Raw genomic sequence first — 26248 nt, 5'->3', positions numbered from 1 at the left:
GAATCGGTCCCGGAACCGGTTTCGGTAGCGGTTCCGGCAGTGAAGCACCGAACGGCCCGGCCGGTCAACAGGCCGGAAACAACTCGTTCACCGGCCCGTCTCGGCGTCGACGATGAGGCCGAAGCTTGCCGGGCGGCCCCACCCCACCCCTGTGACCTGGGCGGTCACCGAATCCGAGACCGCCATGGCCAACGGGTCGGTGCGGTTCGCGACCATCGACGACAGCCGATGAACCGCCGGTCATCCCGGAGCAATCGCGCCCGGACCGTTGACGCGGAGGCCGGATAGGGCTTCATAATCGGGCACTCGCTGTCATCGATGACACAAGTCAACGATGACACCCTCGGCCGACGGCACGGGAGCCGGCATCGGCCTGGGGTGCACTTTTCGGTCCGTCGCGCAGAAGCCGCAGTCACCGCTGCGTGGACGGCCGCGGGACTAGGAGGCACCATGAGCTCTGCACACGTATCCCGGCATGCCCGCACACGGATGATGGCGGCGGTCGCGACCGTCTGCGCCCTGTCCGCAGCCCCGCTGGCCCCCCAGGCCGTCGCCGCCGACACCCCGGCCTACACCGAGACCTACAGACCCCAGTTCCACTTCACTCCGCAGAAGAACTGGATGAACGACCCCAACGGGCTCGTCTATTACAAGGGCGAGTACCACCTCTTCTACCAGTACAACCCCAACGGCAACACCTGGGGCGACATGTCCTGGGGGCACGCGGTGAGCAAGGACCTCGTGCACTGGAAGGAGTTGCCGCTCGCCCTGTCGCACGACGACGAGGAGATGGTGTTCTCCGGCAGCGCGGTCGTCGACTGGGACAACACCACCGGGTTCGGCACCAAGGCGAACCCGCCCATGGTGGCGATCTACACCAGCGCCTACAAGAACGGCGGCAAGCAGGCCCAGTCGCTCGCCTACAGCACCGACCGCGGCCGTACCTGGACCAAGTACCAGGGCAATCCCGTGATCGACATCGGCTCCGACAACTTCCGCGATCCCAAGGTCCAGTGGCACGCGCCGACCAAGAGCTGGCTGATGACGGTGTCGCTGTCCGCCGAGCACAAGGTGCGGTTCTACTCGTCGAAGAACCTCAAGGACTGGGAGCTGCAGAGCGAGTTCGGACCGGCCGGTGCGACGGGCGGCGTGTGGGAGTGCCCCGACCTGTTCCCCCTCGCCGTGGACGGGGACAGGAAGAACATCAAGTGGGTCCTGGTCGTCAACATCAACCCCGGTGGCATCGCGGGAGGTTCGGCCGCCCAGTACTTCATCGGCGACTTCGACGGCAAGAAGTTCACCGCGGACGACAAGGGCACGTACACCCCGCCCACCGGGAATGTCGTGCAGGACTTCGAGGGCACCGGCTTCGGTACGTGGACGAGCACGGGCACCGCGTTCGGCCAGGGACCGGCAGCCGGTGCGGTGGACTGGCAGGGGACCGTCGACGGCTTCGACGGCAAGGGCCTCGCCAACAGCTTTCACGGCGGTGACGGCGCCACCGGCATCCTCAGCTCCCCCTCCTTCACCGTCGACAGCCCCTACCTGAACTTCAAGATCGGTGGCGGGCGGCATCCGCACGAGGCCGGGACCGTCATGGACGGCACTCCGCCCGAGGGCACGGTCCTCGCCGACTTCGAAGGCGGAACGTACGGCGACTGGACGGCGACCGGGGACGCTTTCGGCACCGCACCGGCTACCGGCACCCTCCCCGGCCAGGGACAGGTATCCGGCTTCCTGGGAGACGGGCTGGTCAACACCTTCCGGAACGGCGACTCCACCACGGGCACCCTCACGTCAGCCGAGTTCACCATCGACAAGAAGCACATCAACTTCCTCATCGGCGGCGGCAATCACCCGGCCGGCTCCGACAACCCGACCGCCGTCGAGCTCCTCGTGGACGGCCGGGTCGTCCGCAGCGCCACCGGAAAGGACGCCGAGGCACTCAACTGGGCCTCCTGGGACGTCAGCGACCTCGCCGGCAAGCAGGCGCGGATCAGGATCGTCGACGACAACACCGGCGGCTGGGGCCACGTCAACGTCGACCACATCATGCTGTCCGACAGCCAGGCCCAGCGCGTCTCCCAGGAGACGTCCGTCAACCTGATCGTCGACGGCAAGGTCGTCCGCAGCGCGACCGGCGCCGACAGCGAGACCCTGGACTGGGCCTCCTTCGACATGCGCCCGTACGCCGGCAAGAAGGCGCAGATCCAGGTCGTCGACATGAACACCGCCGGCTGGGGCCACATCCTGGCCGACCAGTTCACCGCCGCTGACAAGCCCGCCAAGTCCGTCGTACAGCGCGCCGACTGGGCCGACTACGGCAAGGACTACTACGCGGCGGTGTCCTGGGAGAACGCCCCGGGTGGCAAGCGCTACATGATCGGCTGGATGAACAACTGGGACTACGGCCAGTCCATCCCCACCTCCCCCTGGCGCAGCGCGCAGAGTGTTCCCCGGGAAATGGCACTGCGCACGGTCAACGGCCAGATCCGGCTGACCAGCAAGCCGGTGGGCAGCCTGGAGTCCCTCCGGAACGAGCGCCCGGCCACGGCGTCCGGCGTCACCGTCAAGAACACCTCCAAGCCCTTGATCGGCCGAGCAGCCAAGGGCAAGGCGCTCGACATCGAGGCGACCTTCTCCCTCGAGGACGCCGACCGCTTCGGCCTGAAGGTGCGCACCGGCGCGGGCGGCGAAGAGACCGTCATCGGCTACGACACCACGACCCAGGAGCTGTACGTCGACCGCACCCGCTCCGGCGTCGGCGACTTCAACAGCACCTTCCCCGGCGTCCAGACCGCACCCCTGAAGCCCAAGAACGGCAAGGTCAAGCTGCGGATCCTCGTCGACTCGTCGTCCGTCGAGGTCTTCGGCGGCAATGGCGAAGCGGTGATCACCGACCAGATCTTCCCCGACCCCTCCAGCACCGGCGTCGAGGTCTTCGCCGAGGGCGGCACCGCCACCCTCGACCACCTGCAGGCGTGGCAGCTGAAGTCCATCTGGCGGTGACAACCCCGCGGGTCCGCGGGCCGGTCGCCCAGGGGCGGCGACCGGCCCGCGGCTCTCGGCAAGGCAGGCGCCTCCGAGCGGTTTCCGCGACCCTGGATCGTCCCCACCTGGGTGCCCGGCTCGCCCGCCGACCGCGCTCCCGCCACACGTGCCGCGGAGGCGGCCCGCACCTTGGCCGCCTTCCTGACGGCCCTTCACCAACCTGCCCCCGACGGAGCGCCCGCCGGCCGTGGCCGCGGGGGGCCACTGGCCGACCGTGCCGAGCAATTCGCCGTGCAGTTCACCACGGCCATCGAGCCGGGGCTGCTCCCCGAACCGGATGCCGTCCGCGCGGTCTGGGAAGACGCCGTTGCCGCGCCCGAGTGGGCGGGCCCGGCGCTATGGCTCCACGGCGACCTGCATCCGGCCAACGTCCTCACCGCGGACGGCACCTTCTGCGGCGTGATCGACTTCGGCGACCTCTGCGCGGGCGATCCGGCCTGCGATCTCGCCGCCCCTTGGATACTGCTGCCGGACGGGGCCGCCGACCGCTTCCATGACGCCTACCAGCCGGTGATGGACGCCGCGACCCTGCGCCGCGCCCGCGGCTGGGCGGTGCTGACAGCTCTCAGCGGCATCCTCATGGGAGAGGCCGGCCTTCATGGCCGCCCCGGCGGCAAGGCCACCTGGGGCCCACCCGCCCACGCCGCGCTGCGACGCCTCATCGCAACGATCGCCGATGAACGCGCTGTCCACCGTGGGTGACAAACGCCTCCGAGGTTCGGCGCCGGCCCAAGTCTTTTACCCCCGGGCAAGCGGACACCGCCTACGAGGACAAGGGCAAAGCATGCCGCCGAACGGTCGCAGGGCCGGCCGGTGGAAACCGTGCCGACGAGGATCGGGCGTTGTCACATCTCGGACCCTGGAGCAACTTCCGTGATGCCAGGTGGGCCTCCGGGGAGGCCGCGGGAGTGAAGGTGACTGCTGGGATCAGCAGAGCGTGTCAGCCGCTGCCGGCCGACGCCGGGCAGGTCCTGACGCGGCTGCGCCAGGTGGCCGGCGCCATCTCACCCCGGACGAGGAGCTGGTCCACGCGCGGGCCATGGGCGCCCCCGGTTCGCCACGACGCTGGAAGCCATGACGCGATCCTGCGACCTGTTGTGCGGCGCTCAAGACGTGTCGCCTGTCACCGACGTCTCGGGACAGCACACCTAGAGCCTGGCACCCGCTGCTGACGGTCGGTCTGCCGCTGTGGGTCGTCACCGGCACCGACGCGCCCGCGCTCGCTGGTGTCGGGGCTGCTGATCCTGGACACCGTCCTGGTGCTGCTGTTCCAGGTCGCGGTCAGCAGGGGCGCGCGTACCCCGGCGGGAGCGGCACGTATGCTGCGCTGGGCGGGGTGGTCGCTGGGGGCGTCCTGCCTGGTCGTCGCGGTGAACCGAGGGGGGGCACGGCGTGCTCCTGGACAGCGCGGCCCTGCCGGGCGGTGCGCTGGTGCTCGTCCTCGGGGAGCTGTACCAGGCGTTCGGCGAGCTGGGGCCTGTCCTTCGGGCTCGCCCCGGCGGACCGGTAGGGGGAGTACCAGGCGGTGTTCTCCCTGGGGCGCGGGCTCTGGCAGTTCGCCGGACCGTGGCCGATGACCTCCCTCCTGGTCGTCGGCGCGGCGGCGACCGGCTGGCTGGTCCTCGCGGCGCTCTTCCCCCTGCTCGGGCTCGCCGCGCCGCCCTTGGTGCGCGGCCTGGAGAAGGCCCGCGCGCGGACGGAGCCGGCGCCGACCTGAGCGGACCGGCCGGCGCCCGTCCGGACCACGTATGTCACACCCCTACGACCGAGACAAGTAAGGCGAGCGCACATGACCGTACAGCGACGACACGACCCGGACGAGCGCGGCTTCGCCAGCGACAACTACGCGGGTGCGCACCCCGAGATCCTTGCGGCGATCGCCCTGGCCAACGGCGGCCACCAGGTCAGCTACGGCGCCGACGTCTACACCGAGCGCCTCCAGGAAGTGGTGCGCGGCCACTTCGGCCCCACCGCGCACACGTACCCGGTCTTCAACGGCACCGGCGCGAACGTGGTGGCGCTGCAGACCATGCTCGACCGCTGGGACGCCGTGGTCTGCGCCGAGTCGGCCCACATCAACGTCGACGAGGGCGGGGCGCCCGAGAAGGTCGCCGGGATCAAACTCCTGACGGTGCCCGCATGGGACGGCAAGCTCACCCCTGAGCTGATCGACCGTCAGGCATGGGGCTTCGAGGACCAGCACCGGGCCCGGCCCAAGGTCGTCTCGATCGCCCAGTCCACCGAGCTCGGCACCTGCTACACGCCGGATGAGATCCGCGCCATCTGCGACCACGCGCACGGCCTCGGCATGCTCGTCTACCTGGACGGCGCCCGGCTCGCCAACGCCGCCGCCACCCTCGGCGTGCCCCTGCGCGAGATGACCACCGACGCCGGCGTGGACGTCCTCTCGCTCGGCGGCACCAAGAACGGGCTGCTCTTCGGCGAGGCGGTGATCGTGCTCAACGAGGACGCGGTGCGCGGCATGGCTCACCTGCGCAAGACGAGCATGCAGCTGGGCTCCAAGATGCGTTTCATGTCGGTGCAGTTCGAGGCGCTGCTGGGCGGCGACCTCTGGCTGCGCTCGGCGGCCCACTCCAACGCGATGACGCAGCGGCTGTACGAGGCGGTGCGCCGGCTGCCGGGCCTGGAGATCGCCCGCCCGGTGCAGGCCAACCAGATCTTCGCCGTCCTGCCGCCGGCCGTCACCGAGCGTCTCCAGAAGCGCTTCCGCTTCTACACCTGGGACGAGCAGGCCGGCGAAGTCCGCTGGATGACCTCCTTCGACACCACCGAGGGCGACGTCGACGCGTTCGCGGCGGCGATCGCGGAGGAGCTGGCGGCGGAGCGAGGCCAAGGGCCGGCGGGCGCGCTGACCATGGCCGAGCGCGAGGAACTGGTGCAACTGCGCCGTAAGGTCCGCGAGATGGAAGAGACGATCGAAGCGCTGGGGAAGGAGTCTGCCTTCTCCGCGAACCGCAAGACGAAGTAGCCGGCGGCGGAAGCCCGGGGGTCAGGCGAGCGCCTGACCCCCGGGCAGGAGAAGCACGAAGAGGTCGTCCGGTTCGAGGTCCCGCTGCTCGGCAGGATGCTCGGTGATCACGTGAGGATGCCGCCCCGCCGCTGCCACCACCGGCGACGCTGTCGTACGAACGAGGGGCAGCCTCGAAGAGGCCGCCACTGATCAGCTACCGTCCCGCTGCACTCCAGCCGCCCGGCATCGTGCCGGGTCAGACACCAGAGTACTGCTGGAGCACTAACTTGATCTTTGACCTTCGGCAGCGAATGGTGCGTCGAACTTGAGCACTCGGTCCGGTAACTGCCGTACGCAGAAGCGGCCTTCGTCTGAACATGTGCTCCGCCCAAGGAACACATACGTCCAGCACGAAGGCCGTGAGGATGGGGCTGCCGCATCGCGATGCCCGGCAAGAGGCAGCTTCAGCCGACCAGACGCACAGGCTCGGACAACACCGCGCGAGCACTCTCGAAGTCGGCCAGACGGGCCGCGACCGTGGCGACTGCGAGACGTTCTGGGAGAGCGGCAGAGAACTTCAGTCCGCGTACAGCCCGGTGGTCCACATCGGGTAGCACCAGGCTCTCGCCGACACTCTCGCGAGCCGCGCGCCAGTCGGCCGGGGTGGAATCTTCGCGCAAGCGCAGCCAGCAGTCGGTGGGGCGTTGCAAAGGGTCTGAGACCGACTGAAGGGTTGCCCCGAGGGTGGCGTTGGCGCGATACCCGGCCCAGGTCCACCAGCGCACGTCGTTGCCGACGCGCGTGATCAGTGTGCCGCCCGGGTGCACGGTGTCGGGGGCGTCGCTCTCGCGCTGTTCGGCCAGGCATGCCTCGGCGCGCCGGGTGAGCGAAACGGGCGGATCCGCACCGAGCAGCACCTCGCGCATGGCGCGGGTGAGGGCATAGGACAGCCCGGCGATGCCGCCGTTCATCCACTTGGCGATGCCGCCGCCGTCCGCGGGTTCGACGAAGACGCGTTTACGCAGCCAGTCGATGTACGTCACCTGCCAGCTGCGTCCGCCGAGCAGCAGACGCCGGGGCCCGGGACGTTCCTCGGTGAGCACGCTCGGGTCGGTGCGGCCGATCTCCGTGCGTCCGGACAGCACGGTGAACTGGGGTGGTGCGGTGAAGGACGCGGTGAGTTCGATGAAGTGCCGCCTGCCGAAGCGGCGTTCGGCCTCGGGGCCGACGAACAGCAAGCCGCCGTCGTTGTCGAGGAAGCCCTCCTCGGTGAGGTGGCGCAGGATGGGGGCGGCGGAGCGGTCGAAGGGGGCGAGTCCGTTCCACTGCCGGTCCCACAACTGGTCGCCGAGCTTGTGCTGTTGAAGGGTGACGGCGAGGAGCTGCTGGGCGACGAGGTGGCGCGGCTCGGGCGGCGGGAGGACCGGTTCGACCCAGCCGCGCGACCACAGCAGCAACAGGCCGGCCGCCTGCAGGAGTGTGTCCTTGCGGGTGGTGAGGAACAGGCAGTTGCGTACGGTGCCGGAGCGTCGGCCGGTGCGGCCGATGCGCTGCAGGAAGGAGGCGACGGAGGCCGGTGAGTCGATCTGGATGACGCGGTCCAGGTCACCGACGTCGATGCCGAGTTCGAGGGTGGAGGTGGAGACGATGACGCAGTCGCGCGCTTCGGCAAAGGCCTGTTCGGAGCGGGTGCGTTCGTCGACGGAGAGGGAGGCGTGGGACAGGAAGACGGTCACCTCGCGGGCCCGGAGCGCAGCGCCCAGTTGTTCGACCTGGGCCCGCGAGTCGCAGAAGACGAGCCGTTTCTCTCCCCGGTGCAGGGCCTCGATGAGTTTGGCGGCGTTGTCCAGGGAGCCCACGTAGTCGAGCTCCACCTCTCCTGCCCGCTTGGGGAGTTGGTCGGTCTGGGCCGTGCCGTCGTGTCCGGCTGCGCCGGGAGCGGGCGGCAGTTGCACTCCGGGGGCGACGACCTGTCCGATGCGGTGTCCGGCGCCGGCGCCCTGCAACCAGTGCAGCAACTGATCGGGGTTGCCGACGGTCGCCGATAGTCCGATCCTCTGGATGGGGCGGCCGGTGACCCGCTCCAGTCGTTCGAGTACTGCGAGCAGGTGCCAGCCCCGGTCGTCGCCCGCGAAGGCGTGCACCTCGTCGACGACGACGGCCCGTACGCCGCCCAGCAGCCGGGCGTGATCGGTCTTGACGCCGATCAGCATCGCCTCGAGCGACTCGGGCGTGGTGAGCAGGACGTCCGGCGCCTCGGTACGGATGCGCTGCCTGTGGGACTCCTTGGTGTCGCCGTGCCAGAGCGCGGCACGCCGCCCCAGCCACTGCGCGTACGTGTCGACGCGGCCGACGAGGTTGTTGAGGAGCGCCTTGAGCGGGCACAGGTACAACACCGAGGTGCCGGTCCACTTCTGCTCGGTCATGGCCGACAGCAGGGGGAAGCAAGCCGCCTCGGTCTTGCCGCCCGCCGTGGGGGCGAGCAGTACGGCGTCCTCGCCGCCCATGAGCGGCGTGATCGCCGCCCGTTGGAGGGGACGCAGGTCGGGCCAGCCGAGGGTGTTGACGATGTGGTGCAGGACGACGGGATCAAGCCGGTCCAGTACGTCGGCCGGGCGATCGTCGTTCGCGGTGTCGCCGACTTGGTTGCCGTCCTGCGCCATCACAGCTCCAGGTCGAAGTCGTCGGCCGAGGCGGGACCGCAGGTGACCGAGGCTGCCAGGTTCCTCTCGATGTCGGTGAGCTCGCTGCTCGCGACTGTCAGTCGGTAGTGCTGGCGGGGATCGAAGTCGTCGAACTGGTCCACGCGGTCCAGGACATCACCGACGAGCTTCTTCAGGAACAGCCGGGGCGCCACACCGACCTTTCCGCCCAACGCCCCGCCGACGGCCCGCGCGAGGTCGGAGACGTAGGCGTCGTCGACAACCGTCTTCACGCGCTCGGGCGCCCCAGCGGCGTTCGCGTACAGGTCGCGGATGGTGATGCCGAGGCCGACCAGGGAGTCCTGACTGAAGCCGGGCAGCCGGATCTGCACGGCGCGGGGGTTGTCGAAGCGCGGGTCGGTGGTGAAGTCGGTGGCGAGCCGCTGGGCGAGCGGGGCGAGGCGCTGAACGCCCTGCTGGCCGTCGTAGAAGGCAGGCGTGCCGGTGATCACCAGGTAAAGGCCCGGGAAGCGCCCTGAGTGGACCTCGTCGATGAGCTGCCGCAGCGCGTTCAGCGCCTTGTCGCGGGCGTCCGACCGGACCCGCTGCAGGGTCTCCACCTCGTCGAGGACGACGAAGAGGCCGGTGTGCCCGGAGTCGCGGAGCACGGTGAGCAGGCCCTGCAGGAAGCCGAGCGCGCCGAAGTGGTCGAGGTCGCCGCGTACCCCGGCGGACCGGCGTACGGCAGCGGCCACGTGCGGCTGGCCGCCCAGCCAGGCGAGCACGGCGGCGGCGGTGGCTTCGTCTCCCCCGGCGAGTGCCGTCCGGTAGCCGCGCAGTGCGGTGGCGAAGGACGGCGCATGCCGGGACACCTCGACGAGCCGGGCGACGAGGAGCTTCTCGACCTCTTCTGGCAGTTCCTCCTCGGTCGCGCCTGCGGCGAGGGCGTCCTCCTCCAGCGCGTAGAACCAGGCGTCCACGACCGGCCGCAGCGCGCTGGGCGGGAAGCTGGGCGTGGTGAGCCGTTCGGTGAGCCGCCGGTAGACGGTCTCCAACTTGTGCAGCGGGGTCTCGTTCTCCGAGATCTGGATCTCGGCCACGGCGAAGTTACGCCGCTTGGCCCGCTCCCCCAGCCACCGGGTGAAGAACGTCTTGCCGGACCCGTACTCACCGCGCACCGCCTTGAACACGGCCCCACCGGACGCGACGGCGTCCAGTTCCGCGTCCAGAGCCGTCTCGAAACGGTCCAGCCCGGTGGCGAGCAGGTCCAGCCCGCTCTCGGGTACGGCGCCACGGCGCAAGGCGTCGATGACGGTGCGGCGGCGGGCGGCGCTGACCTGGGCGGGGCGCCTCGATCCGGTGGTGCTCACGGGGACCAGTGTTCCATCTCTCTGTGCATCAGGGCGTCGGAGAGGGATCATGATGTCCGGTTCATAACCATGTAAAGCCGAGCGCGTCACCCTACACGCCGCCATCCTCACCGTTCGGGTCGATCACATGAAGGTCTACGCCGCAGCCGTGTCGGGGTGCCAAGCAGTCTGAGGAGCAGCGTAGTTCGGTGTGTCATCAGGCGACCTGCCTGTGAGTGCGACGTGCGGAAAGGCTACGATCCGGCTCAACGCAGTCGGCGGGTCTCAGGAACCCATCCCTTGCGATGGGCCCTCCGGTCTGGGGCACCTCGGTGATGATCACACCGGGTGCTGGGGATCGGTCCCTGTGCTTGTACAGGGTGGCGGAGGGATACAGCGGACCGCCCGCCTGTCGGGCTTGGAAAACCACACTCAAGGTGAGGCTCGCCGACTGCGTACCACGGGGAGGGACGAGGCGGTTCGGTGACGACGACAGACGACTTCGCGGATCTCACCCGTGACCAGTTCCTTGAGGCGGTGGTCAGCGGCTCGATCTACCCGTACACCGAGCACCGAATACCCAAGCGCCGCGGCGGACTGCGGACCTTGCACGCCCCGGTCCCGCGGTTGTCCGAGGTACAGCAGGAAATCTTGGCCCGCCTGGAAACTCTTCCTGCCGGCTTTCAGCCACACCCGGCAGCGTTCGCCTACCGACGTGGCCGCTCGGTCGTGGACTGCGCTGCCGCCCACCTGCGAGCCCACACCGTGATCCGCCTGGACATCGCCGACTTCTTCGGGAGTATCCGGGAACGGCACGTCCACGCCGCTCTGAAAGACGCCTGGACTCACCCGGCGGAACGCGGATACCGGCTCGATCTTGCGGAGAACGACGAGGGCCGCCGGGAGATCGTCCTGCGTCGTAACGGTCGCACCCTGGGCACGTACACCACGGCCCGGCTGGTCACCGTGTCACCGCCGGAGCCGAACCACACCTGGACGAACCGTGGCACCGGGCGTCGCAGCGTGCGCTTGGAGGCCACCGGACAGGACTTTTCCGTCCGCCGGCCCGGCCTGATCCACAAGCACACCCGCGAGGGGTTCCTGCCGCAGGGCGCTCCCACGAGCGGGTACCTGTCGAACATCGTCATGCGCGACGTCGACGAGGTCGTCACCCACCAGGCCGAGTCCTTAGGGTTGCGCTACACCCGCTACAGCGACGACATGTACTTCTCGAGCCGTGCGCTCGTTCACCACGACGACGTCGTCCGTCTCATGGCCGGAGTGAGGCAGGCCCTGGAACCGCTCGGCATGAGGCTCAACACGAAGAAGACCTATGTGGCCCGTCCTGGTGCGCGCCGCAGCGTGCTCGGCATCCTCGTCGACGGTCCCGCTCCTCGTCTGACGCGCGAGTACAAGCGCCGCATCACCAAGCATGTGCGAGGGGCTGCGTCGTTCGGTATCGAGCAGCATCGCCGTCACCAGAAGTTCAAGGACCTGGCCGAGCTGGACGCCCATGTGACCGGGCTGCTGTCGTTCGCGCACATGGTCGAGCCCGGCTGGGCCGATACACAACTCGCGGACTGGAAACGGCTGCGCGAGATTCCCCGCGACCACGAAGAGCCGGTGATCGTGCAGCACGGGCTCGATCTGCCCTGGGACGAGGAGGTTGAGGTCTCCCAGGCAGACCTGGCCAAGGCCTCGATCGACGACCTCGTCCGCGACGCCCAGCGCTATCGCTCGTCCTTGGACTACCTGCAAATGCTTGACTTCGTCGGCCGGTTCAAGCGGTATGCACCGTTCAACGCCATGGTGGTCCACATACAAAAGCCGGGGGCACGCTACGTCCTACCCTCCTCGGAGTGGATGTCGAGATACCGGCGGGTGCTCAAGCCCGGCGCCCAGCCGCTGATGATCTTCCAGCCCCGTGGGCCCTACATGCTCGTGTACGACGTCGGGGACACCGAAGCCCTGCCCGGGGCCCGGCCTCTGCCCAAGGGGATCACCGCACCGGTATCGGTGTCCTCTCGAGCCGGCGAGAAGGAAGTCTCCGAGGTCTGGCACCACACCGAGACGAACCTCGCACCCCTGGGGATCCGGCTCACCCTGGTCGACCACGGGGCCTCCTCCTGCGGAGGCACGTACCGCAGCAGGTCCGGCAGTGCTGTCGAGCGTCCCGGCAGCAGGCCTGGGGATCAGCCGGAGACTTACCCGACGTTGTTCGAAATCGAGGTCAACCGGAACTTGCCTCTGCTGGACCGGTACGCCACGCTCGCCCACGAACTCGGCCATCTGTTCTGCGGGCACCTCGGCGCAGGCCCTGGGGAAACCTGGTCCGACCGGTACGTGCGGCCCCTCTCGGACGAGGATGCCGTGAAGGTCCATGCACGCAATGAAGTCGAGGCCGAGTCCATCGCCTACATGGTCCTCAAGCGTCTGGACCCGGATGTCCGGATGGGCGACTACATCACTGGGCACCTTGGCCCCGACCAGCAGGTTCCCGAGACCGTCGCACTCAACGTCACGTTCAAGGCCGCCGGCTTGATCATCGAGATGGGCAAGAAGCGCATCCCTGCCGCCAAACTCCAGAAGTCCAAGAAGTGATCAGGGACCTCGGCCTTGTACGAGGACGCGGGAAGACGGACCGCTCAATGTCCTGATCCTCCGGGACGTCGAAGCACGACCTGACGGGGCGCGGGTGCTCGCCCTCAAGTGGGAACCCGCAGAGGCAGCATTGTGGACCCGGCGGCCATTACTTACGAGGCGTCGGTCTGGGGGTCGTCGTCCCAGTCGGTCGCCAGTGCGGCCGGCAGCGGCAGCCCGTACTTGTCGCACAGAAATCTGGTCTGGCAGTACCGCTGGGCGTCGGCGGCCACCCTCCCGAGGACCGCGGAATTCATGCCGGCACCGATGAGGACGCCCACGAACGGCACGACCTTGGCGACGTTTTTGACTGGCACCCTGGAGCCGGCCGGGCCCAACTGCTGCATCAACTTCTCGAGGGCGGCCAGGAGGCGGTGGTCCTGGCGGAGCTTCTGCGACCAGTTTATGCGTCCCTTGACCGCGTCCGCCGCCCGTGCGGCATCACGCAACGGCTTGGCTTTGGCCGCCTGAGCCATGAAGGACCGCTGCACCAGGCGTTGGATGAAATCCTGCTCCTTGGGGTCTTTGGCGTCGTAGCCGTAGGAGTACGCGATGCGCGCTGCTATCGACGTGCTCAGAACCTGGACGACGAGGATGTCCGCCGTCATAGCGACGGGGATACCGGCGACAGGGACCATGGCCAGCAGGCCCATGGCGCCGCCTTCGATCGCGCCGGTGGTCCGCCACTTGAGGGTGTTGCGGGTCAGCAGCCGGTCGCAGACCTTGAGATCCTGCTGCCGTAGTTCGGTGAAACTGTCGAGTTCGAGGCCTCGTTTGCGGGCGAGTTTCTCGACGTTCTTCGGGTCGTTGAGCTCCAGGACCGAGTCGTTGACCAACTCGAGCAACGCTGCCGCGCCTGCGAGCGCCGGTCGCATGGCCTTGTCGGCGACCGCGTCGCCCGCGCGACGGATCGGTTCCGTGACCGCCTCCGGCACAGCGTCCGTAACCCGTCTCACGGCGTTTCCCGCGGCCTCACCGGTTCGACCGAGGGCGGCGCTCGCCCAGTTCGGCAGACCACGGCGGTTGTTGCGGCGCTGCCAGTGCTCGTTGAGCGTGTCCCACACCTGCCCCTCGTACTCGCTCATCGGAGTTGCACCGTCGACGAGTGGGTCGGCGTATGTGCTCATTGAGGTTCTCCATTTTCGACTGTGATCGCCGGGTCCACGATGCCTGCCAGCCGACACGTGGGTGAAGCCGCAGTGTGGGGGTCGGTGTGCGAAGCGCGGGTGACTGAGAAGCAAGATCTCCTTCAAGGAAGGCCGGTCACCACACTCTGAATCGCATGATCTAGGAGCTCGGACGCATCGCGCAGTAAAACGGCCACATACGCCGGGAGTATGTCTACCCGGACGACGAGGCAAAGCGGGATGTGCTGGCCGACGCTGCCCGCACCGGCAACTGGCCCCGTGCGGCTGAGTACCGCTCAGGCGAAGGTCGCAGTCGGACAACACACGGGTGGTTTTCGGCCATGCATCTTGGACTGTCCGCGCAGTAACCCTGAGGGCGGCACAATGGCTCCGCAGACCGACACCGCGTTCCCGGGGGACTCATTGACTCGCTCTTCATGTGCGCACTTACCAGCAACCTGCTGGTTGCGGGCTCCTTAGAGCTCGTACGCGCATCGCTGGGAAGGACCACTCACCTCGGTGAGTCGTGCCCTCTTCCCGCTAGCGAGCCAACAAGTCAATGGAGGAACGGTGTCGACCAACTCGACCCATCAGGCGTGCCACCACCCGGCCCGTGACATCACCATCGTCGCTCTCGTCTCCGGTGTGGTCTCTCTCGGCACTGCCGTCACGACGATGGCGTTCGATGTCAGCCCGTTGGCGACTCTCACGAGCAGCGGTGGTGCGTTCATCGCCGTCCTCAGCGCGGGGATGAACGTGCTCAACCACGTGAAGCGCAACAACATGTAGCAACTTCAGGGGCGGCCTGCTGGAAAGCGGGCCGCCCCTCTCTGCGGCATCCCGCCACAGGCCGCGGTGAGCCTGCTGCCGCTCTCTTCGAAGCCGTGGGCCTGCAACCTCAGCTGCACGGTGCTCACGGTGATCTCGCTCTTCGGCGTACAGGTTGACGGTCACCGCAGAGCGCTGCTGGAATCACTCTCTGTACGCGTGACAGGTGAGAAGAGAGACACATGGCGGCACTGGACAATCTGAAGCTCAGGGACGTACTCGCAGATGTCGCCTCCGGGGCGTTACAACTGCCCGACTTCCAGCGGAACTGGAAGTGGGACGACGACCGGATCAGGGCAATCATCGCGACAGTGACGCTGGACTACCCGCTCGGCGTGGTGATGACGCTGCAGACAGGCGGTGCCACCCGCTTCCGTTCCCGCACGCTCACCGGGGCCCGCCCCGAGGGCGATCCGAAGGCGGACCTCCTGCTGCTGGACGGACAGCAGCGCCTCACCTCCCTCTTCCAGGCACTGTGGCTGGACGCCCCGGTGGAGACGTCGGACTCCCGCGGCAAGCCGATCGAGCTGTGGTACTACGTCGACATCGAGAAGGCCGTCGGACCGTCCGCCGACCGCGACGATGCGATCCTTTCCGTCCCGGCGGACAAGGTCCTCCGCACCGACTTCAACCGCACGGTGGTCCTGGATCTGAGGACCGAGGAGGCCGAGTGCGCGGCGGGGCTCTTCCCTCTGCACCTCGTCTTCGACGCCCAGCGCGTCAACCAGTGGAAGAGGAACTACATCAAGGCGGACGAGGAGCGGAACTGGGACCTGTGGGGCCAGTTCGACGACCTCGTCCTCCAGCAGGTCCGCGCCTTCCAGGTCCCGATGATCCGGCTGGCCGCCTCCACCTCCATGGACGCCGTCTGCGCGGTGTTCGAGCGCGTCAACACCGGCGGCGTGCCTCTGAACGTCTTCGAACTGCTCACCGCCACCTACGCCGGTGACCCCGAGTACGTGGAACGGACCGGGGACTACTACCAGCTTCCCGAGGTGTGGCGGGAGATCAAGCAGGCGCTGGCGTCGAAGTACCCGGTCTTCGGCCGGCTGGACAGCGGCCTGGAGAACGGCCTGAGCAGCATCGACTTCCTGCAGGCCATCGCCCTGGTACGCACCTGGGAGCGCAAGGAGGCGGGTGTCGGGGCCGCGGTGTCCTGCAAGCGGCGCGACCTGCTGGACCTCCCTCTGGCCGACTTCGTCCGCCTGGCGCCCGAACTGGCCGAGGCCTTCGCCTGGGTGGGCGATTTCCTGGAGCGGCAGTGCATCGTCCGGCCCAACGACCTTCCGTACAAGACACAGCTGGTCCCGCTCGCGGCCGTCCGCGCCATTCTCGGCGGCGACGAAATGGAGGGCCTGGGGCCGGAGGAGAAGATCGAGCAGTGGTACTGGTGCGGGGTACTGGGTGAGATGTACGGCGGCTCGACCGAGACGCGCTTCACCCGGGACGTCGAGCAACTCGTCGACTGGATCCGGCAGGAGGACCGCGCGCCCGACACGGTCACGGACGCCTTCTTCTTCACCGAGCGGCTCGACACCCTCACCACCCGCAACAGCGCCGCCTACAAGGGGATCTACGCCCTGCTGATCAAGCAGGGCGCGGTCGACTGGCACTACACGGACGCTCCGCTCAGTCCCGGGCGGCTCGACGAGTACAGCGTGGATGTCCGGCAGATCTTCCCCAAGGCCTGGTTCCGCCGCGGCAACAGCCAGGGTCTGCCGACGAGCTCGATCGTGAACAAGACCCCGCTGTCCTACCGTGCCACGATGGACATGATGGGGGCTCCGTCGTCCTACCTCTCCACCCTGATCGCCGCCTCCGACATGCGCCCCGAGTGGTTCGACGATGTGATCGCCACCCATCTGATCGATCCGGAGACGCTGCGCGAGAGCGACTACAAGCGCTTCTACACCGATCGCTCCCGGCAGTTGCAGGAACTGGTGCAGTCCGCCATGGGCAAGCGCACCATGCTCCGTGACCTGTCGGAGGGCGACGCCCGATGACCACCAGGCCCAGCGAGAAGGACCTCGCAGCGCTCAAGGGCAGCACCGTGCCCGTGCAGGAGATTCTCGACCTGTTCCAGGTACGCGTCCGCGACCATCGCACGGTGCACCTGATCTCGCAGGCGCTGGCGGACTCGGGACTGACGACGCTGCCGGATTTCGCGGTCTGCGGACTGCGCAGCAGTGTCGACGTGGTCCCCATCGCCTCCGTCCCCGCGCAGTCCGGGCCCGTCGAGACCGAGGCCGGAGAGGAGGCGGACGAGGCCCTCCCCTCACTTCCCCAGCGGCTGCTGCTCGGTGACATTCCGTCGGCCAAGCGAGGCGTGCGCGGCGTCACCCTGGGCAACTCCCTGGCACACGCCACCTTCCTGATGCGTACCGAGAGCTTCTCCCAAGTGCCGGTGACCACCGGCATGGCGCAGATCCACGGCGTGATCACCTGGGGTTCCGTGGCCAGGATGTACGAGGCGGGCAAGCCCGCCACACTGGAGAACGCCATGGAGAAGGACTCCCTGCCGGTCGCTGACGCGCGCCAGGAACTCTTCGCCGCCCTCCCGGTGGTCAAGGAGCACGCTTACCTGCTTGTGCGCGGCGACGACGGCTGCCTGTCGGGCATCGTCACCGCCGCGGACGTCACGGAGCGCTTCGAGGGGTCGGCGCGGCCCTTCTTCATCGTCGGGGAGATCGAGTCCCTGCTGCGCCGCTGCCTGGGCGCGGCCCTGGACGAGGAGTCCGTCAAGGCCGTCCAGACGAACAAGAAGCCCGAACACCGCACCGGCCAGGTGTCGGACCTGATGTTCGGCGACTACCTGAGGCTCCTGGACGGCGACCAGACGAAGCAGTCGCTCGCCGAGCGCGCCGATCTCAACTGGGAGGCCCTGAAGTGGCCGAACATGCCCCGCGAGCAGTTCATCGGCCGTCTGAAGCGGGTGAAGGACATCCGTAACCGGATCGCCCACTTCGACGAGAAGCCGCTCCCGAAGCAGATGATCGAGGAGCTGACCGCCTTCGCCGCACTGCTGCGGGCGTTCGTCTCCTGATCGCGCGGTCCCGCCGGACCATCCGGCTCACGACGGGTGCGTGATCTCCGCCCACACGGTCTTCGTGTGGGCGTCTCGCGTCTGGCAGCCCCACTCGTGGGCGTACGCGGCGACGAGGAGCAGGCCCCGGCCCGTCTCCGCCTCCAGCGCCTCGGGGCTGATGAGCGTGTCTGCCGCCTTCAGGAGGCGTTCCGGGCGGGTGTCCACGACCTCGATACGAACTCCGCCCGGGAGCCGTGCCAGCGACAGCAGGAAGTCCCGGCCTGGCAGCCGGCCGTGCGTGATCGCGTTCGCCGCCAGTTCCGCCGTGACGGCCACGGCGGCGTGCGAGGCCTCCGAGTCGTACGGGATCCCCCAGGCGGCGAGCCGCTCGGCGGTGAGGCGGCGGGCGAGCCGGGCACCGCGTCTGGTGCTGCTGAGGCGAACGGTGAACTGCTCGGTGGAGGCGCGGCGTTCGGGAGTGGTGTCGGCCAGTCTCATGCGGTGACCGTCTCGTCCCAGCCACCGTCCCTGCCAGGTCGGAAAGTGGTAGCCGATCGCGGGTACGGCTTCGGTACGGGTTTGTACGGCCGTTGTACGAGCCCGCACCGCGCATCGGCTGAACCGCGGCGTCGTTGAGCAGATCGCACCAGGAATGTGGCAGATCGGGGGCGACATGGGCAGGGCAGCGGAGCGCACGTGCCAGACCACGGGCCGACGCAGGCCGGAGAAGGAACGGCCGGCCGTGTGGAGCGCCTACGGCAAGCTGCTGCGCCTGTTCCGCGAACGGGCGGGGCTGACGCAGCAGGGGCTCGCGGACGCGATCGGGTACTCGGTGGAGCAGGTGGCTTCGGTGGAGCAGGGGCGGCGGCCTGCGAAGGTCTCCTTCACTGAAGCCTCGGAGCGGGTGTTGGGTACGGGTGGAGCTCTGCGGGTCCTCCAAGAGGATGTTGACCTGGCGAAGCTACCCGCGTTCTTCCATGATTTCGCTTTGCTGGAGGCGGAGGCGGTCAGTCGCTTCTCCTACGACCCCATGCTGGTCCCAGGGCTGTTGCAGACCGAGTCCTACGCCCGCGCCCTCCTTGAGGCTCACTTCCCGCCTCTCGACGAAGAGGCTATCGAGCAGCATCTCACTGCTCGACTCGCGCGTCAGTCGCTTCTGACCCGCAAGAACCCGTGCGTCGTGTTCTCGTTCATCATCGAAGAAGCCGCTCTCCACCGGATGGTGGGTGGCACAAACGTGGTGAAGGAACAGTTGGAGCGGCTACGGGACAGTATCCGTCTGCGCAACGTGGAAGTTCAGGTGATGCCGACACAGCTCGCCGCGCATAGCGGCGTTAACGGTCAGATGGTCCTGTTGGAGACGCTGGAGCGTCGGCAGTTCGTCTGCATTGAGGCGCAGGGCATTATGAGCATTCGCTCGGACCAGGAGGAGGTCAGCGAGTTCTGGTTGCGGTATGGAATGCTGCGGTCACAGGCCCTCCATACGGAGGAGTCCGCCCGCCTCATCGAGCACATGGCAGGGGAGCTATGAGCATCGACACGTGCACCGAGCAGCAGCGAAGCGAACTCGCTTGGTTCAAGAGCAGCTACAGCGGCACGAACGGCGGCGACTGCGTAGAGGTCGCCACCACACCCGCCACCGTTCACGTCCGGGACTCAAAGAGGCCCCTGGCGGCCTCCCTTACCTTCTCCGTAGAGCAGTGGAGCGCGTTCGCCGCCTACGCCGGGCAGGCGTAGGCGAGCGAAGCACCTCGCCTCTACCGCAGCTCGAACTGGTCCCTCAGCAGAGCCGTGTGCAACCGAAGCGTGCGGCCGTCGGGGAGGGTCTCCAGGACCTGGACCCCGTCGTAGTTGAGAAGCTGCCGCAGGACGGCCGCGAAGCCGTCGCCTCGTGTGGGCGGCAAGCCGACGCGCTGGGCGAGTGCTGTGACCGGGAGGGTGCCCGCGTCGACGAGGGTCGCGAGTGCCTTCCTGATCTGTTCCTGCGGCGGTTTGCGGGCCAGGAGTCCGAGCTGGGCCTGGTAGGTCTCCGAAGCGAGGAGGCCGTTGACCAAGGTCTCGTCCGGGGAGACCAGGGTGGGGGTGACGAGTGTGTCGTCGCCACCCGCCGTGACGGCCACGTCGAAGAGGGCGTCGTGGGTCTTCGCGAGCTCGGCCTGTTCCTTCTTAGGCTTGGTCACCGTCTTCTTGACCGGGACGAGGGCCAGGTCCGCCTGTCGGTTCAGGGCGGAGACAGCGCCTCGTACGCCGGAGCTCCACCATTCCCGTCGCTGATCCCCCAACTCCCTCCAATCCCTGGGGGGTTCCGCTCCAAACGGCAGAAATGCCAGCACGGGGATGGTGAACTCGGCGAGCGAAGCGCCACCGTGGTAGCCGGCCTTGAGTGAGGTGTAGCGGGAGTCGGCGTCCCACAGGGCGACGATGGTCGCACCGGGCTCGGGCCAGACGACCCGGGGGCCGGACAGCGTGATCTCCTGCTCGGCGAGCGGGCCACCGCCGGGGAGGCGGTGCCGGGCGGACGGCGGTTCCGTCGCCTCCACCTTCACACCATGCCGGTCGACGACGTGCCCGTGGTCGCTGGTGAGGATGACCGCCATGCCCTGGGCGGCAGCCACCCGCAACAGGTCACGCAGCCCGGCGACATGATCGACGCGCCAGGCGCCGTCGCCGAGCTTCTGCTCCTTGGCGAGCCGGTCGTCGATGGTGTTGAGGACGACCGCCACGTGCGTCTTGCCGTCGGTGAGCGCTTCGGTGAGGGCGGGACCGAAGGTGTCCCCGGCCTGCTCGGCGCGCAGGTCGTCCTTGTGGAAGACGGCGGCAGGGGCTCCGCTCCACAGCTTGTGTGCGGGGAACAACCGCTTCTCGTCGGCCTGGGTGCCCTTCATCAGCCGACCGGCGAACAGGGAGGTACGGGACACGGCAGTGAGGGTGGGCAATGCCGCGGCCATGGCGCGACGCTGCGGTGTCCCCAGAGGCAGAGGGTCGAACTCGGCCCAGGTGCCGCGCAGTTCCTCACCGAGTTCGTTGCCGATGGCGGCGCTCATGCCGTCCAGGACGAGGAGCAGCACGCGCCGTCCCTCGCCCTGGTGGACGACAGGCTTCACCACCTGTTCGAGGAAAGTCTCCACGGTGAGCATCGAGCCTGGCTGGGTGCCGGACTCAGTCCAGACGGCGAGTGCGCGGGCGAAGGAGGCGTCGATCGCGCGGCGCCGTTCACGGACCCGGGTGCCCAGAGCGTCGTACGCGGCCTTCAGCACCGGGTCGGGGTCGCCGCCGGCCTCAATGTGTTCGAGGGCCAGGTCGACCCAGCCGGTCTCGGAGACGTGCCGCTTTATGGCGTCGCCCACGGTGGGTGACTCGGCGGGCGGTTCGGTGGCCAGCCAGCGGGCGAGTCGCTGGCCCATCCGGGCCCGTTCGATGCGGGCGGACTCCTCCGGGTCACCTGCGAGTTCGTGCTTCGCCAGGTGCCGTACGGCGTCCGCCACCGCGTCCGTGTCGGCGGCAGCGGCGAGGGCATGTCCCGCGGCGGTGAACCGGGCCTCGAGCCCGCCGGTCATCACCGGGCTGGACTCGACGGCCTTCTCCGCGCCGAACTGCCGGGCCAGGACCCCGGCCCGGTCGAGGACGATGCCGGTCAGTCGGCGGGCCTCGCGCGCCCGGTCCGGGTCCGTCGTGCCGGCCGTCCGGTGGCCGGTGGCGAGCAGGGCGACGACGTACTTCTCGGCGGCCCTGCCGAAGACGGACACCAGCGTGTCGAGCTGGTCACCGGTGGCCGGAGGCCGGTCTCCGAAGTAGCGCTCGGCTCGGCCACGGGCCTGATACGTCTCGGGAGCGGGCTCGGCGTGCTCCCACAGAGCCGCGCACACCAGGCCGAAGGCGACCGCGTCGGCTCCGCGTTCGGCGTCGACGAGGGCGAGCAGGGCGCGCCCGGCGAGTCCGGCTTGGTCGTCCTCGGCGAGGAAGGCGGCGAGTCCGGTCCGTTCGGGGCCGCGCAGTCCGAGGAGCCGTTCGGGGCCGCCCGCGCGGGTGGACCAGTCCAGCAGGGTCTGCGCGTCGAGCCGTTCGTCACCAGGCCGCTGAGCAGGGGCGACCGCGCTGTCGGTGTCGTAGCGGCCGAGGCGCAGACGGCGCTGGGCGAGCGCGGTGAGGGCGTACTGCCGGGAGAGCCAGCCGCCGGAGACGGGCGGCCAACCGCCGGGCGGGGTGGCGTCGAGCAGGGCTTCGGCGGCCCAGTTGGCGTCCTTCAGACGCGCATCGATCTGCCGGGCGCCGAAGGCCTCCCGGACCACGTCCCAGCCGTCGACGGTGTCGATGGCCTTCTTGTGGACGCGCGCGAGGATCGCGGGGTCGAGTTCGTGCTGTTCGCGGTCGGTGAGGACGACGAGGACGGCGGGGCCGGGGGTGCGGCCCGCGAGGTGGTCCAGGACCAGTTCGTGGACGGCGAGCGGGGACAGTGCGGCTGCGACGCGCGCGGTGCGGCCCTCGGCCCAGGCGGGCTCGGCGGGTCCGTCCCACTGTGGCGCGGAACGCAGCAGGACGGCCCTGCGTCGGTCCTCCCCTCCTGGCCGGAGGGAGGCGGCGAGCTGCGGCTGGGAGGAGAGGTACTGGGTGACGGTCGCGGTGTTCAGCCGAACCGCGCCCGGTACGGCGGAGTCGGAGGCGGGAGCGGTGGTGGTCATCAGTCGACCACCCGCCAGGTGATCTCGATGGTGGCTTCCGGGTTGTTCTTCGCCAGCTCGGTCAGCTCCGACTCCAGCGCCTTGACCGCCTGACGGGCGGTGGTGGTGCGGCGGCCTGCGGACTGCCCTGCCGTGCCGGTGCCTTGAGTGGCGGTGGGCTGCTGGGTGAAGGGGATGCGCGGGTCGCTCGTCGGCGTGTTCAGGGACAGGTCGTCGGGCTTGACCGGGTCCTTGGCCGCCGGGGGTGTGACGGGGGCGGGCGGCGGGGTGGCCGCCGCCTGGTTGCGCTTGATCAGGGCCAGGATCTCCCGCTCGGTGCGCTTCAGCGCCTCGCGCAGGTCTGCGGTGCGCTGGTCGCCGCGGGCCACGTTGCGCAGCGAGTCGAGCAGGGCCGCGCCCTCCGCACCAAGGCCGATCCCGAGTTCGAGGGTGTGCCAGGACGCCTCGGTCACGGCGCGGGCGACGCTGCCGGCCTGCTTGACGGAGGTGCCGTACCGGTCGGCGCTGACCTCGCCCAGGTCGAAGGCGGCGAGTGCCTCCACGGTCTTCTTGGCCCCGGCTCCGCTCTGCGCCGCGCCGCCGGTGAGCGTCTCCAGGAACTGGAGGGAGCGTCGGGCGAGGGCGAGGCGTCCGGTGTCGTCGGTCTCGTCGAGGCCGAGGAAGGTGGCGTGCTCCTCCAGCCGCCGTACGAGTTCGGCGGCGTCCTCCTTGAGGGCACGGGCGGACTCGACGATCTGGCGGGCGAACTGGTTGACCATGCGCCCCCGGCGCAGGGTGGGCGCCTTCTGACCGAAGATCGTCTCGTAGCGCTGCCGTGCGGTGGTCCAGTCGTCCTCGCTGGGCAGGGGCTGGCTGCGCAGGGCGTCGTGATCCTTGATCGCGGAGAGTTCGGGCGCGGGGTCGAGGACGGTGCCGCCGCGCACCCAGACCCGGTCGTCCATCTCGGCGAACGAGGCGACGACGAGCCGGGCGAGGAAGTCGGGCAGGCCGCGCGGCTCGGGCTGGTCGGTCCAGTCGGTGAGCGTGATCAGCGTGAGGTCGCCGGTGGCTCCCTGGGCGCTGGCGAGCTGCCGGAAGTGGTCGGCCCAGTAGCGGGACAGCTCGAAGTACGCCTCCTTCTGCTGTCCGAGGCGCAGCGGTCCGGCGACGCGCTGCATCAGCTTGCGGTCGCCCGACGGAACCTCGACGCGTCCGTCGCGCGCCTCGGCGGCGGCCCGTACGTGGGTGAACACCTTGCGCGCGTCGACGGGCTTGACGGCGGTGCCGGCCGCGTCGGGGTCGAGGTTGGGGTGGGCAGGGTACTGGTGGGCGAGCAGTTTGCCCGCCACGTGCCGGATGCCGTCGTGCAGGGACTGCCCGAAGGACAGGGTGAGGTCGTCGACGTCGGGCAGGGCCACCAGGTGGTCGTCGAAGTCGACCACCACGTCGGCGGCCTGCTTCTGCGCGAGCCCGTACGCCTGCTTGAACGCGCCCTTGACCTGCTTGAGCAGGGCGTCCCGCTGGGTCTCCAGCAGGCCCTTGGCGCGGCTGCGGTTGTCGGCGTTGAGGTGGCCGGCGTACTGGGTGTCGAAGCGGTGCTCGTCGGCGAGGGCCTTGTCGATGACGACGAGCCGCCGGAAGTCGGCGAGGCGCTGCGCTGACAGGTGCGCGGGCAGCCAGGCGATGCTGCGGGACCGCTCGCCCTGCTGGCGTTCACGCAGCCGCTGCATGCGGTTGGCGTCCTCGACGGGCCCCCACTCCCCCTCGTCGAAGGGAAGGTCTATGGCGATCCGCCAGCAGCCGTCCTGCTGCGGCATCAGGTCGTGGTCGGGCAGCTCGTCCTCGTCGGCGACGTTGCCGAAGACGACCTCGGCGGTGCGGGCGGTACCGCGCCAGACGAAGCTCAGCTCGTCGGCGAACTGGCCGTGTTCAACGCCCAGTTCCTCCGACAGCAGACGCCGGGCGAGGGCGACACGGTTGCCGGGGTTGTCGTTGACCTGTGCGTTGGCGATGACGGAGTCGACGTCGACGCCGGACAGTTCGAGCCGGACACCGGGGTTGGTGTCGGTGCCGGTCTCCTTGATCTCGGGGAATCGGGCCGCCCACTCGGCGACCTTGTTCTTGATGATGCCAACCTCGCTGCCCGGGATCGGTGCCATGACCGACCCGTGGTTCAGCGCGCCGAGCCGGCGGATCGTCAGCTCGGACAGGGCGGGCACGCTGGGCGCGAGCGCGGACAGCAGCAGCGTGCACACGAGCCGGTTGTCGCCGACGAACAGGCGGCAGCGGTTGGCCAGTTGCGGGTCACCGAGAGTGTCGGGCCGGTTCAGGTACTGATCGACGTCGTCTTCGGTGATGTCGTAGGAGCTGAGCAGGTACGGCCGGAGCTTCGTCTTGTACAGCTTGTCGGCGGCCTCGAAGACCACCTTGAGGCTGTCGGTGAACGGCTTGTCGCCGCCCTCCGCGATCACCGGGTAAAGGTCGCCGACCGGGATGAGCTGGCCGAGCCGGATCTCGTCGCGGTGGTCGGCGAGGAGCTGGCCCATCAGCTTCAGACCGGTTCGGGAGCGCTGCAGCGCGGACGAGATGTGGACGAGGGTGTCCATGAACGCCGGCGAGAACGGATACGTCAGCCGGAACGACTCCGCGTCCGCGCCGGTCGTGCCCTTGTCCGAGCCGAGCAGCGTGTCCCACACCTGGGTGCCGACCCGCTTGGTCTGCTCGAAGGCCGCGTCGATGAGGCGCTCCGCCTCGGCGTTCTTCGGCTTGAGGAGACGGGCGTGGGCGATCTGCGGGAGGTTGCGGTCCTCCAGGGTGATCTTGTCGAACCGCCCGGAGGCCAGATTGAGGGTGTCCTGGATGGACGACTCGGCCGCGCCGGACACCTCCTCGCCGACCAGCTCGCGCAGGTCGCGCTGGCGGGCGATGAACGACACGACGGGGATGGCGCGGCGGGCGTCGCCGCCCTCCACAAAGTTGGTGATCTTGCTGGCCTCGCGCGCCACGAACTTCTCGTCGTGGATGAGGGTGGCGAGCCAGAGGATCAGCTCGTCCATGAAGAGGATCAGCCCGTCGTAGCCGAGCGACTTGGCGTGCTCGGCGATGACGGAGAGACCGGCGTCGAGGGAGATGAACCCGTGCTCGTCCTCGGCGGCGTTCTTGGCGAAGCTGGGCGAGAGGCGCGTGATCGCGTCCTGGACGAGGCGTGCTCGCAGCTCGGAGGGAGTGGAGGGGTTGACCAGATTGAGGACCTCACCGGCCTCGTGCACCTCCTCAGCGGTCAGCGCCGTGTCGAGGAGGTCCGGCGTCCAGGTGAAACTTTCGCCCCACTCGTCCTCATCGCCGTCGTCGGACTCTCCGGAGCTGAGGCGCTGGATGACGGCCGCATCGCCGTAGCTGGCGCGGTCGGCCCGGATGTCGTCGAACAGTCCGTCCGTCCGGTACACCTGCGGAGTGGGCGCATCGGGGTGCAGCCGCTTGACGTGACGCACATAGCCACCAAGCACGCGCTGTTCGAGGGCCTTGGCGCCGAGCATGTGGTACGGCACGAGCAGGAACTTCTTGCCGTCGGTGCCGAGCCACTCGTGCTTGGTGAGGACGGAGTCGAACTCTGTGCGGGCGCGGGCGGCCGGGTTGCTGCTGAGCAGCGCGTACAGCACGGCCATGAAGTGCGACTTACCGGAACCGAAGGAACCGTGCAGGTATGCGGCCTTCGAGCGGTCCCCGTCGAGCGCGGCCTTGATCAGGTCGAGGGCCTCGTCGAAGTTCTCCAGCAGCCGCTCCGTGACGACGTAGTCCTTGAGCGCGTGCTCGGCGCCCTCGGGGGTCGTGGCCTCGGCGAGGGACAGCACGAAGTCCGAGGTGGAGATGGACTCCTTGATGTCGATGACATCGCGGAGGAGTGGCTGCTGGGCCATGGTGTGTCTCGCTCTCCTTACGGGTGCGGCACGGGACGGG

General features: G+C 68.9%; 16 protein-coding genes and 1 pseudogene. 10 read left to right on the top strand and 7 right to left on the bottom strand.

The window, feature by feature from the left end; translation table 11 throughout:
• Positions 1-87: 87 nt before the first annotated feature.
• Complete coding sequence (locus tag ACZ7EG_RS19605) at positions 88-216, bottom strand: hypothetical protein (RefSeq protein WP_471079971.1); 129 nt, start codon at positions 214-216, stop codon at positions 88-90.
• A 234-nt stretch (positions 217-450) separates the two neighbouring features.
• Between ACZ7EG_RS19605 and ACZ7EG_RS19600 the strand changes: the two genes are divergently transcribed.
• The 4 genes and pseudogenes from ACZ7EG_RS19600 (at position 451) to ACZ7EG_RS19585 (ending at position 6040) form a co-directional block, all read left to right on the top strand.
• Positions 451-3009: a GH32 C-terminal domain-containing protein gene (locus ACZ7EG_RS19600; RefSeq protein ID WP_471079968.1), complete on the top strand. Its 2559-nt coding sequence runs from the start codon at positions 451-453 to the stop codon at positions 3007-3009.
• A 45-nt stretch (positions 3010-3054) separates the two neighbouring features.
• Positions 3055-3753: pseudogene (locus ACZ7EG_RS19595) on the top strand (phosphotransferase); the annotation flags it as partial.
• A gap of 823 nt (positions 3754-4576) precedes the next feature.
• Complete coding sequence (locus tag ACZ7EG_RS19590) at positions 4577-4768, top strand: hypothetical protein (protein WP_471079965.1); 192 nt, start codon at positions 4577-4579, stop codon at positions 4766-4768.
• Between the two features lie 72 nt (positions 4769-4840).
• Positions 4841-6040: a threonine aldolase family protein gene (locus ACZ7EG_RS19585; protein ID WP_471079962.1), complete on the top strand. Its 1200-nt coding sequence runs from the start codon at positions 4841-4843 to the stop codon at positions 6038-6040.
• 446 nt (positions 6041-6486) lie between these two features.
• Here the strand turns inward: ACZ7EG_RS19585 and ACZ7EG_RS19580 are convergent, their stop codons facing one another.
• Both ACZ7EG_RS19580 and brxD read right to left on the bottom strand, forming a co-directional pair.
• On the bottom strand, positions 6487-8685 hold the full coding sequence (locus ACZ7EG_RS19580; RefSeq protein WP_471079959.1) for a DEAD/DEAH box helicase: 2199 nt from the start codon (positions 8683-8685) through the stop codon (positions 6487-6489).
• Positions 8685-10034 carry a BREX system ATP-binding protein BrxD gene (gene brxD, locus ACZ7EG_RS19575; RefSeq protein ID WP_471079956.1) on the bottom strand — a complete coding sequence of 450 codons (1350 nt, stop codon included), beginning with the start codon at positions 10032-10034 and terminating at the stop codon, positions 8685-8687. The genes ACZ7EG_RS19580 and brxD overlap by 1 nt, the downstream gene beginning before the upstream one ends.
• A 606-nt stretch (positions 10035-10640) precedes the next feature.
• Between brxD and ACZ7EG_RS19570 the strand changes: the two genes are divergently transcribed.
• Positions 10641-12614: an RNA-directed DNA polymerase gene (locus ACZ7EG_RS19570; protein WP_471079953.1), complete on the top strand. Its 1974-nt coding sequence runs from the start codon at positions 10641-10643 to the stop codon at positions 12612-12614.
• Positions 12615-12766: 152 nt separating this feature from the next.
• Here the strand turns inward: ACZ7EG_RS19570 and ACZ7EG_RS19565 are convergent, their stop codons facing one another.
• Positions 12767-13780, bottom strand: a complete 1014-nt coding sequence (locus tag ACZ7EG_RS19565; RefSeq protein ID WP_471079950.1) for an EcsC family protein — start codon at positions 13778-13780, stop codon at positions 12767-12769.
• A gap of 570 nt (positions 13781-14350) precedes the next feature.
• Between ACZ7EG_RS19565 and ACZ7EG_RS19560 the strand changes: the two genes are divergently transcribed.
• From ACZ7EG_RS19560 to ACZ7EG_RS19550, 3 genes are all read left to right on the top strand, one after another.
• Positions 14351-14569, top strand: coding sequence for a hypothetical protein (locus ACZ7EG_RS19560; RefSeq protein WP_184852651.1), 219 nt, complete (start codon positions 14351-14353; stop codon positions 14567-14569).
• Positions 14570-14790: 221 nt separating this feature from the next.
• Positions 14791-16611 carry a GmrSD restriction endonuclease domain-containing protein gene (locus tag ACZ7EG_RS19555; RefSeq protein ID WP_356096084.1) on the top strand — a complete coding sequence of 607 codons (1821 nt, stop codon included), beginning with the start codon at positions 14791-14793 and terminating at the stop codon, positions 16609-16611.
• Positions 16608-17651 (top strand): CBS domain-containing protein, encoded by a 1044-nt coding sequence (locus ACZ7EG_RS19550; RefSeq protein ID WP_471079946.1) that lies wholly within the window; start codon positions 16608-16610, stop codon positions 17649-17651. Before ACZ7EG_RS19555 ends, ACZ7EG_RS19550 begins: the two co-directional genes overlap by 4 nt.
• A 27-nt stretch (positions 17652-17678) precedes the next feature.
• Here the strand turns inward: ACZ7EG_RS19550 and ACZ7EG_RS19545 are convergent, their stop codons facing one another.
• Positions 17679-18131, bottom strand: a complete 453-nt coding sequence (locus tag ACZ7EG_RS19545; RefSeq protein WP_471079943.1) for an ATP-binding protein — start codon at positions 18129-18131, stop codon at positions 17679-17681.
• A gap of 244 nt (positions 18132-18375) precedes the next feature.
• Here ACZ7EG_RS19545 and ACZ7EG_RS19540 point away from each other — a divergent pair, with 244 nt between their 5' ends.
• Positions 18376-19164 carry a helix-turn-helix domain-containing protein gene (locus ACZ7EG_RS19540; RefSeq protein WP_471079940.1) on the top strand — a complete coding sequence of 263 codons (789 nt, stop codon included), beginning with the start codon at positions 18376-18378 and terminating at the stop codon, positions 19162-19164.
• Positions 19161-19370 carry a DUF397 domain-containing protein gene (locus ACZ7EG_RS19535; RefSeq protein WP_471079937.1) on the top strand — a complete coding sequence of 70 codons (210 nt, stop codon included), beginning with the start codon at positions 19161-19163 and terminating at the stop codon, positions 19368-19370. The genes ACZ7EG_RS19540 and ACZ7EG_RS19535 overlap by 4 nt, the downstream gene beginning before the upstream one ends.
• 20 nt (positions 19371-19390) lie before the next feature.
• Here ACZ7EG_RS19535 and pglZ read toward each other — a convergent pair whose 3' ends face one another.
• Complete coding sequence (pglZ, locus tag ACZ7EG_RS19530) at positions 19391-22312, bottom strand: BREX-2 system phosphatase PglZ (RefSeq protein WP_471079934.1); 2922 nt, start codon at positions 22310-22312, stop codon at positions 19391-19393.
• Positions 22312-26208, bottom strand: a complete 3897-nt coding sequence (gene pglY, locus ACZ7EG_RS19525) for a BREX-2 system ATPase PglY (RefSeq protein ID WP_471079931.1) — start codon at positions 26206-26208, stop codon at positions 22312-22314. The genes pglZ and pglY overlap by 1 nt, the downstream gene beginning before the upstream one ends.
• Between the last annotated feature and the right edge of the window lie 40 nt (positions 26209-26248).

This window comes from Streptomyces sp. NPDC037100, assembly GCF_055606225.1.
This window is presented reverse-complemented; position numbering and strand designations above follow the sequence as displayed.

Excerpts from the sequence above, each read along its gene's own strand:
- ACZ7EG_RS19605 (WP_471079971.1), bottom strand. The coding sequence starts at position 216 with ATGGTCGCGAACCGCACCGACCCGTTGGCCATGGCGGTCTCGGATTCG.
- ACZ7EG_RS19600 (WP_471079968.1), top strand. The coding sequence starts at position 451 with ATGAGCTCTGCACACGTATCCCGGCATGCCCGCACACGGATGATGGCG.
- ACZ7EG_RS19585 (WP_471079962.1), top strand. The coding sequence starts at position 4,841 with ATGACCGTACAGCGACGACACGACCCGGACGAGCGCGGCTTCGCCAGC.
- ACZ7EG_RS19580 (WP_471079959.1), bottom strand. The coding sequence starts at position 8,685 with ATGGCGCAGGACGGCAACCAAGTCGGCGACACCGCGAACGACGATCGC.
- ACZ7EG_RS19565 (WP_471079950.1), bottom strand. The coding sequence starts at position 13,780 with ATGAGCACATACGCCGACCCACTCGTCGACGGTGCAACTCCGATGAGC.
- ACZ7EG_RS19555 (WP_356096084.1), top strand. The coding sequence starts at position 14,791 with ATGGCGGCACTGGACAATCTGAAGCTCAGGGACGTACTCGCAGATGTC.
- ACZ7EG_RS19550 (WP_471079946.1), top strand. The coding sequence starts at position 16,608 with ATGACCACCAGGCCCAGCGAGAAGGACCTCGCAGCGCTCAAGGGCAGC.
- ACZ7EG_RS19545 (WP_471079943.1), bottom strand. The coding sequence starts at position 18,131 with ATGAGACTGGCCGACACCACTCCCGAACGCCGCGCCTCCACCGAGCAG.
- ACZ7EG_RS19535 (WP_471079937.1), top strand. The coding sequence starts at position 19,161 with ATGAGCATCGACACGTGCACCGAGCAGCAGCGAAGCGAACTCGCTTGG.
- pglZ (WP_471079934.1), bottom strand. The coding sequence starts at position 22,312 with ATGACCACCACCGCTCCCGCCTCCGACTCCGCCGTACCGGGCGCGGTT.
- pglY (WP_471079931.1), bottom strand. The coding sequence starts at position 26,208 with ATGGCCCAGCAGCCACTCCTCCGCGATGTCATCGACATCAAGGAGTCC.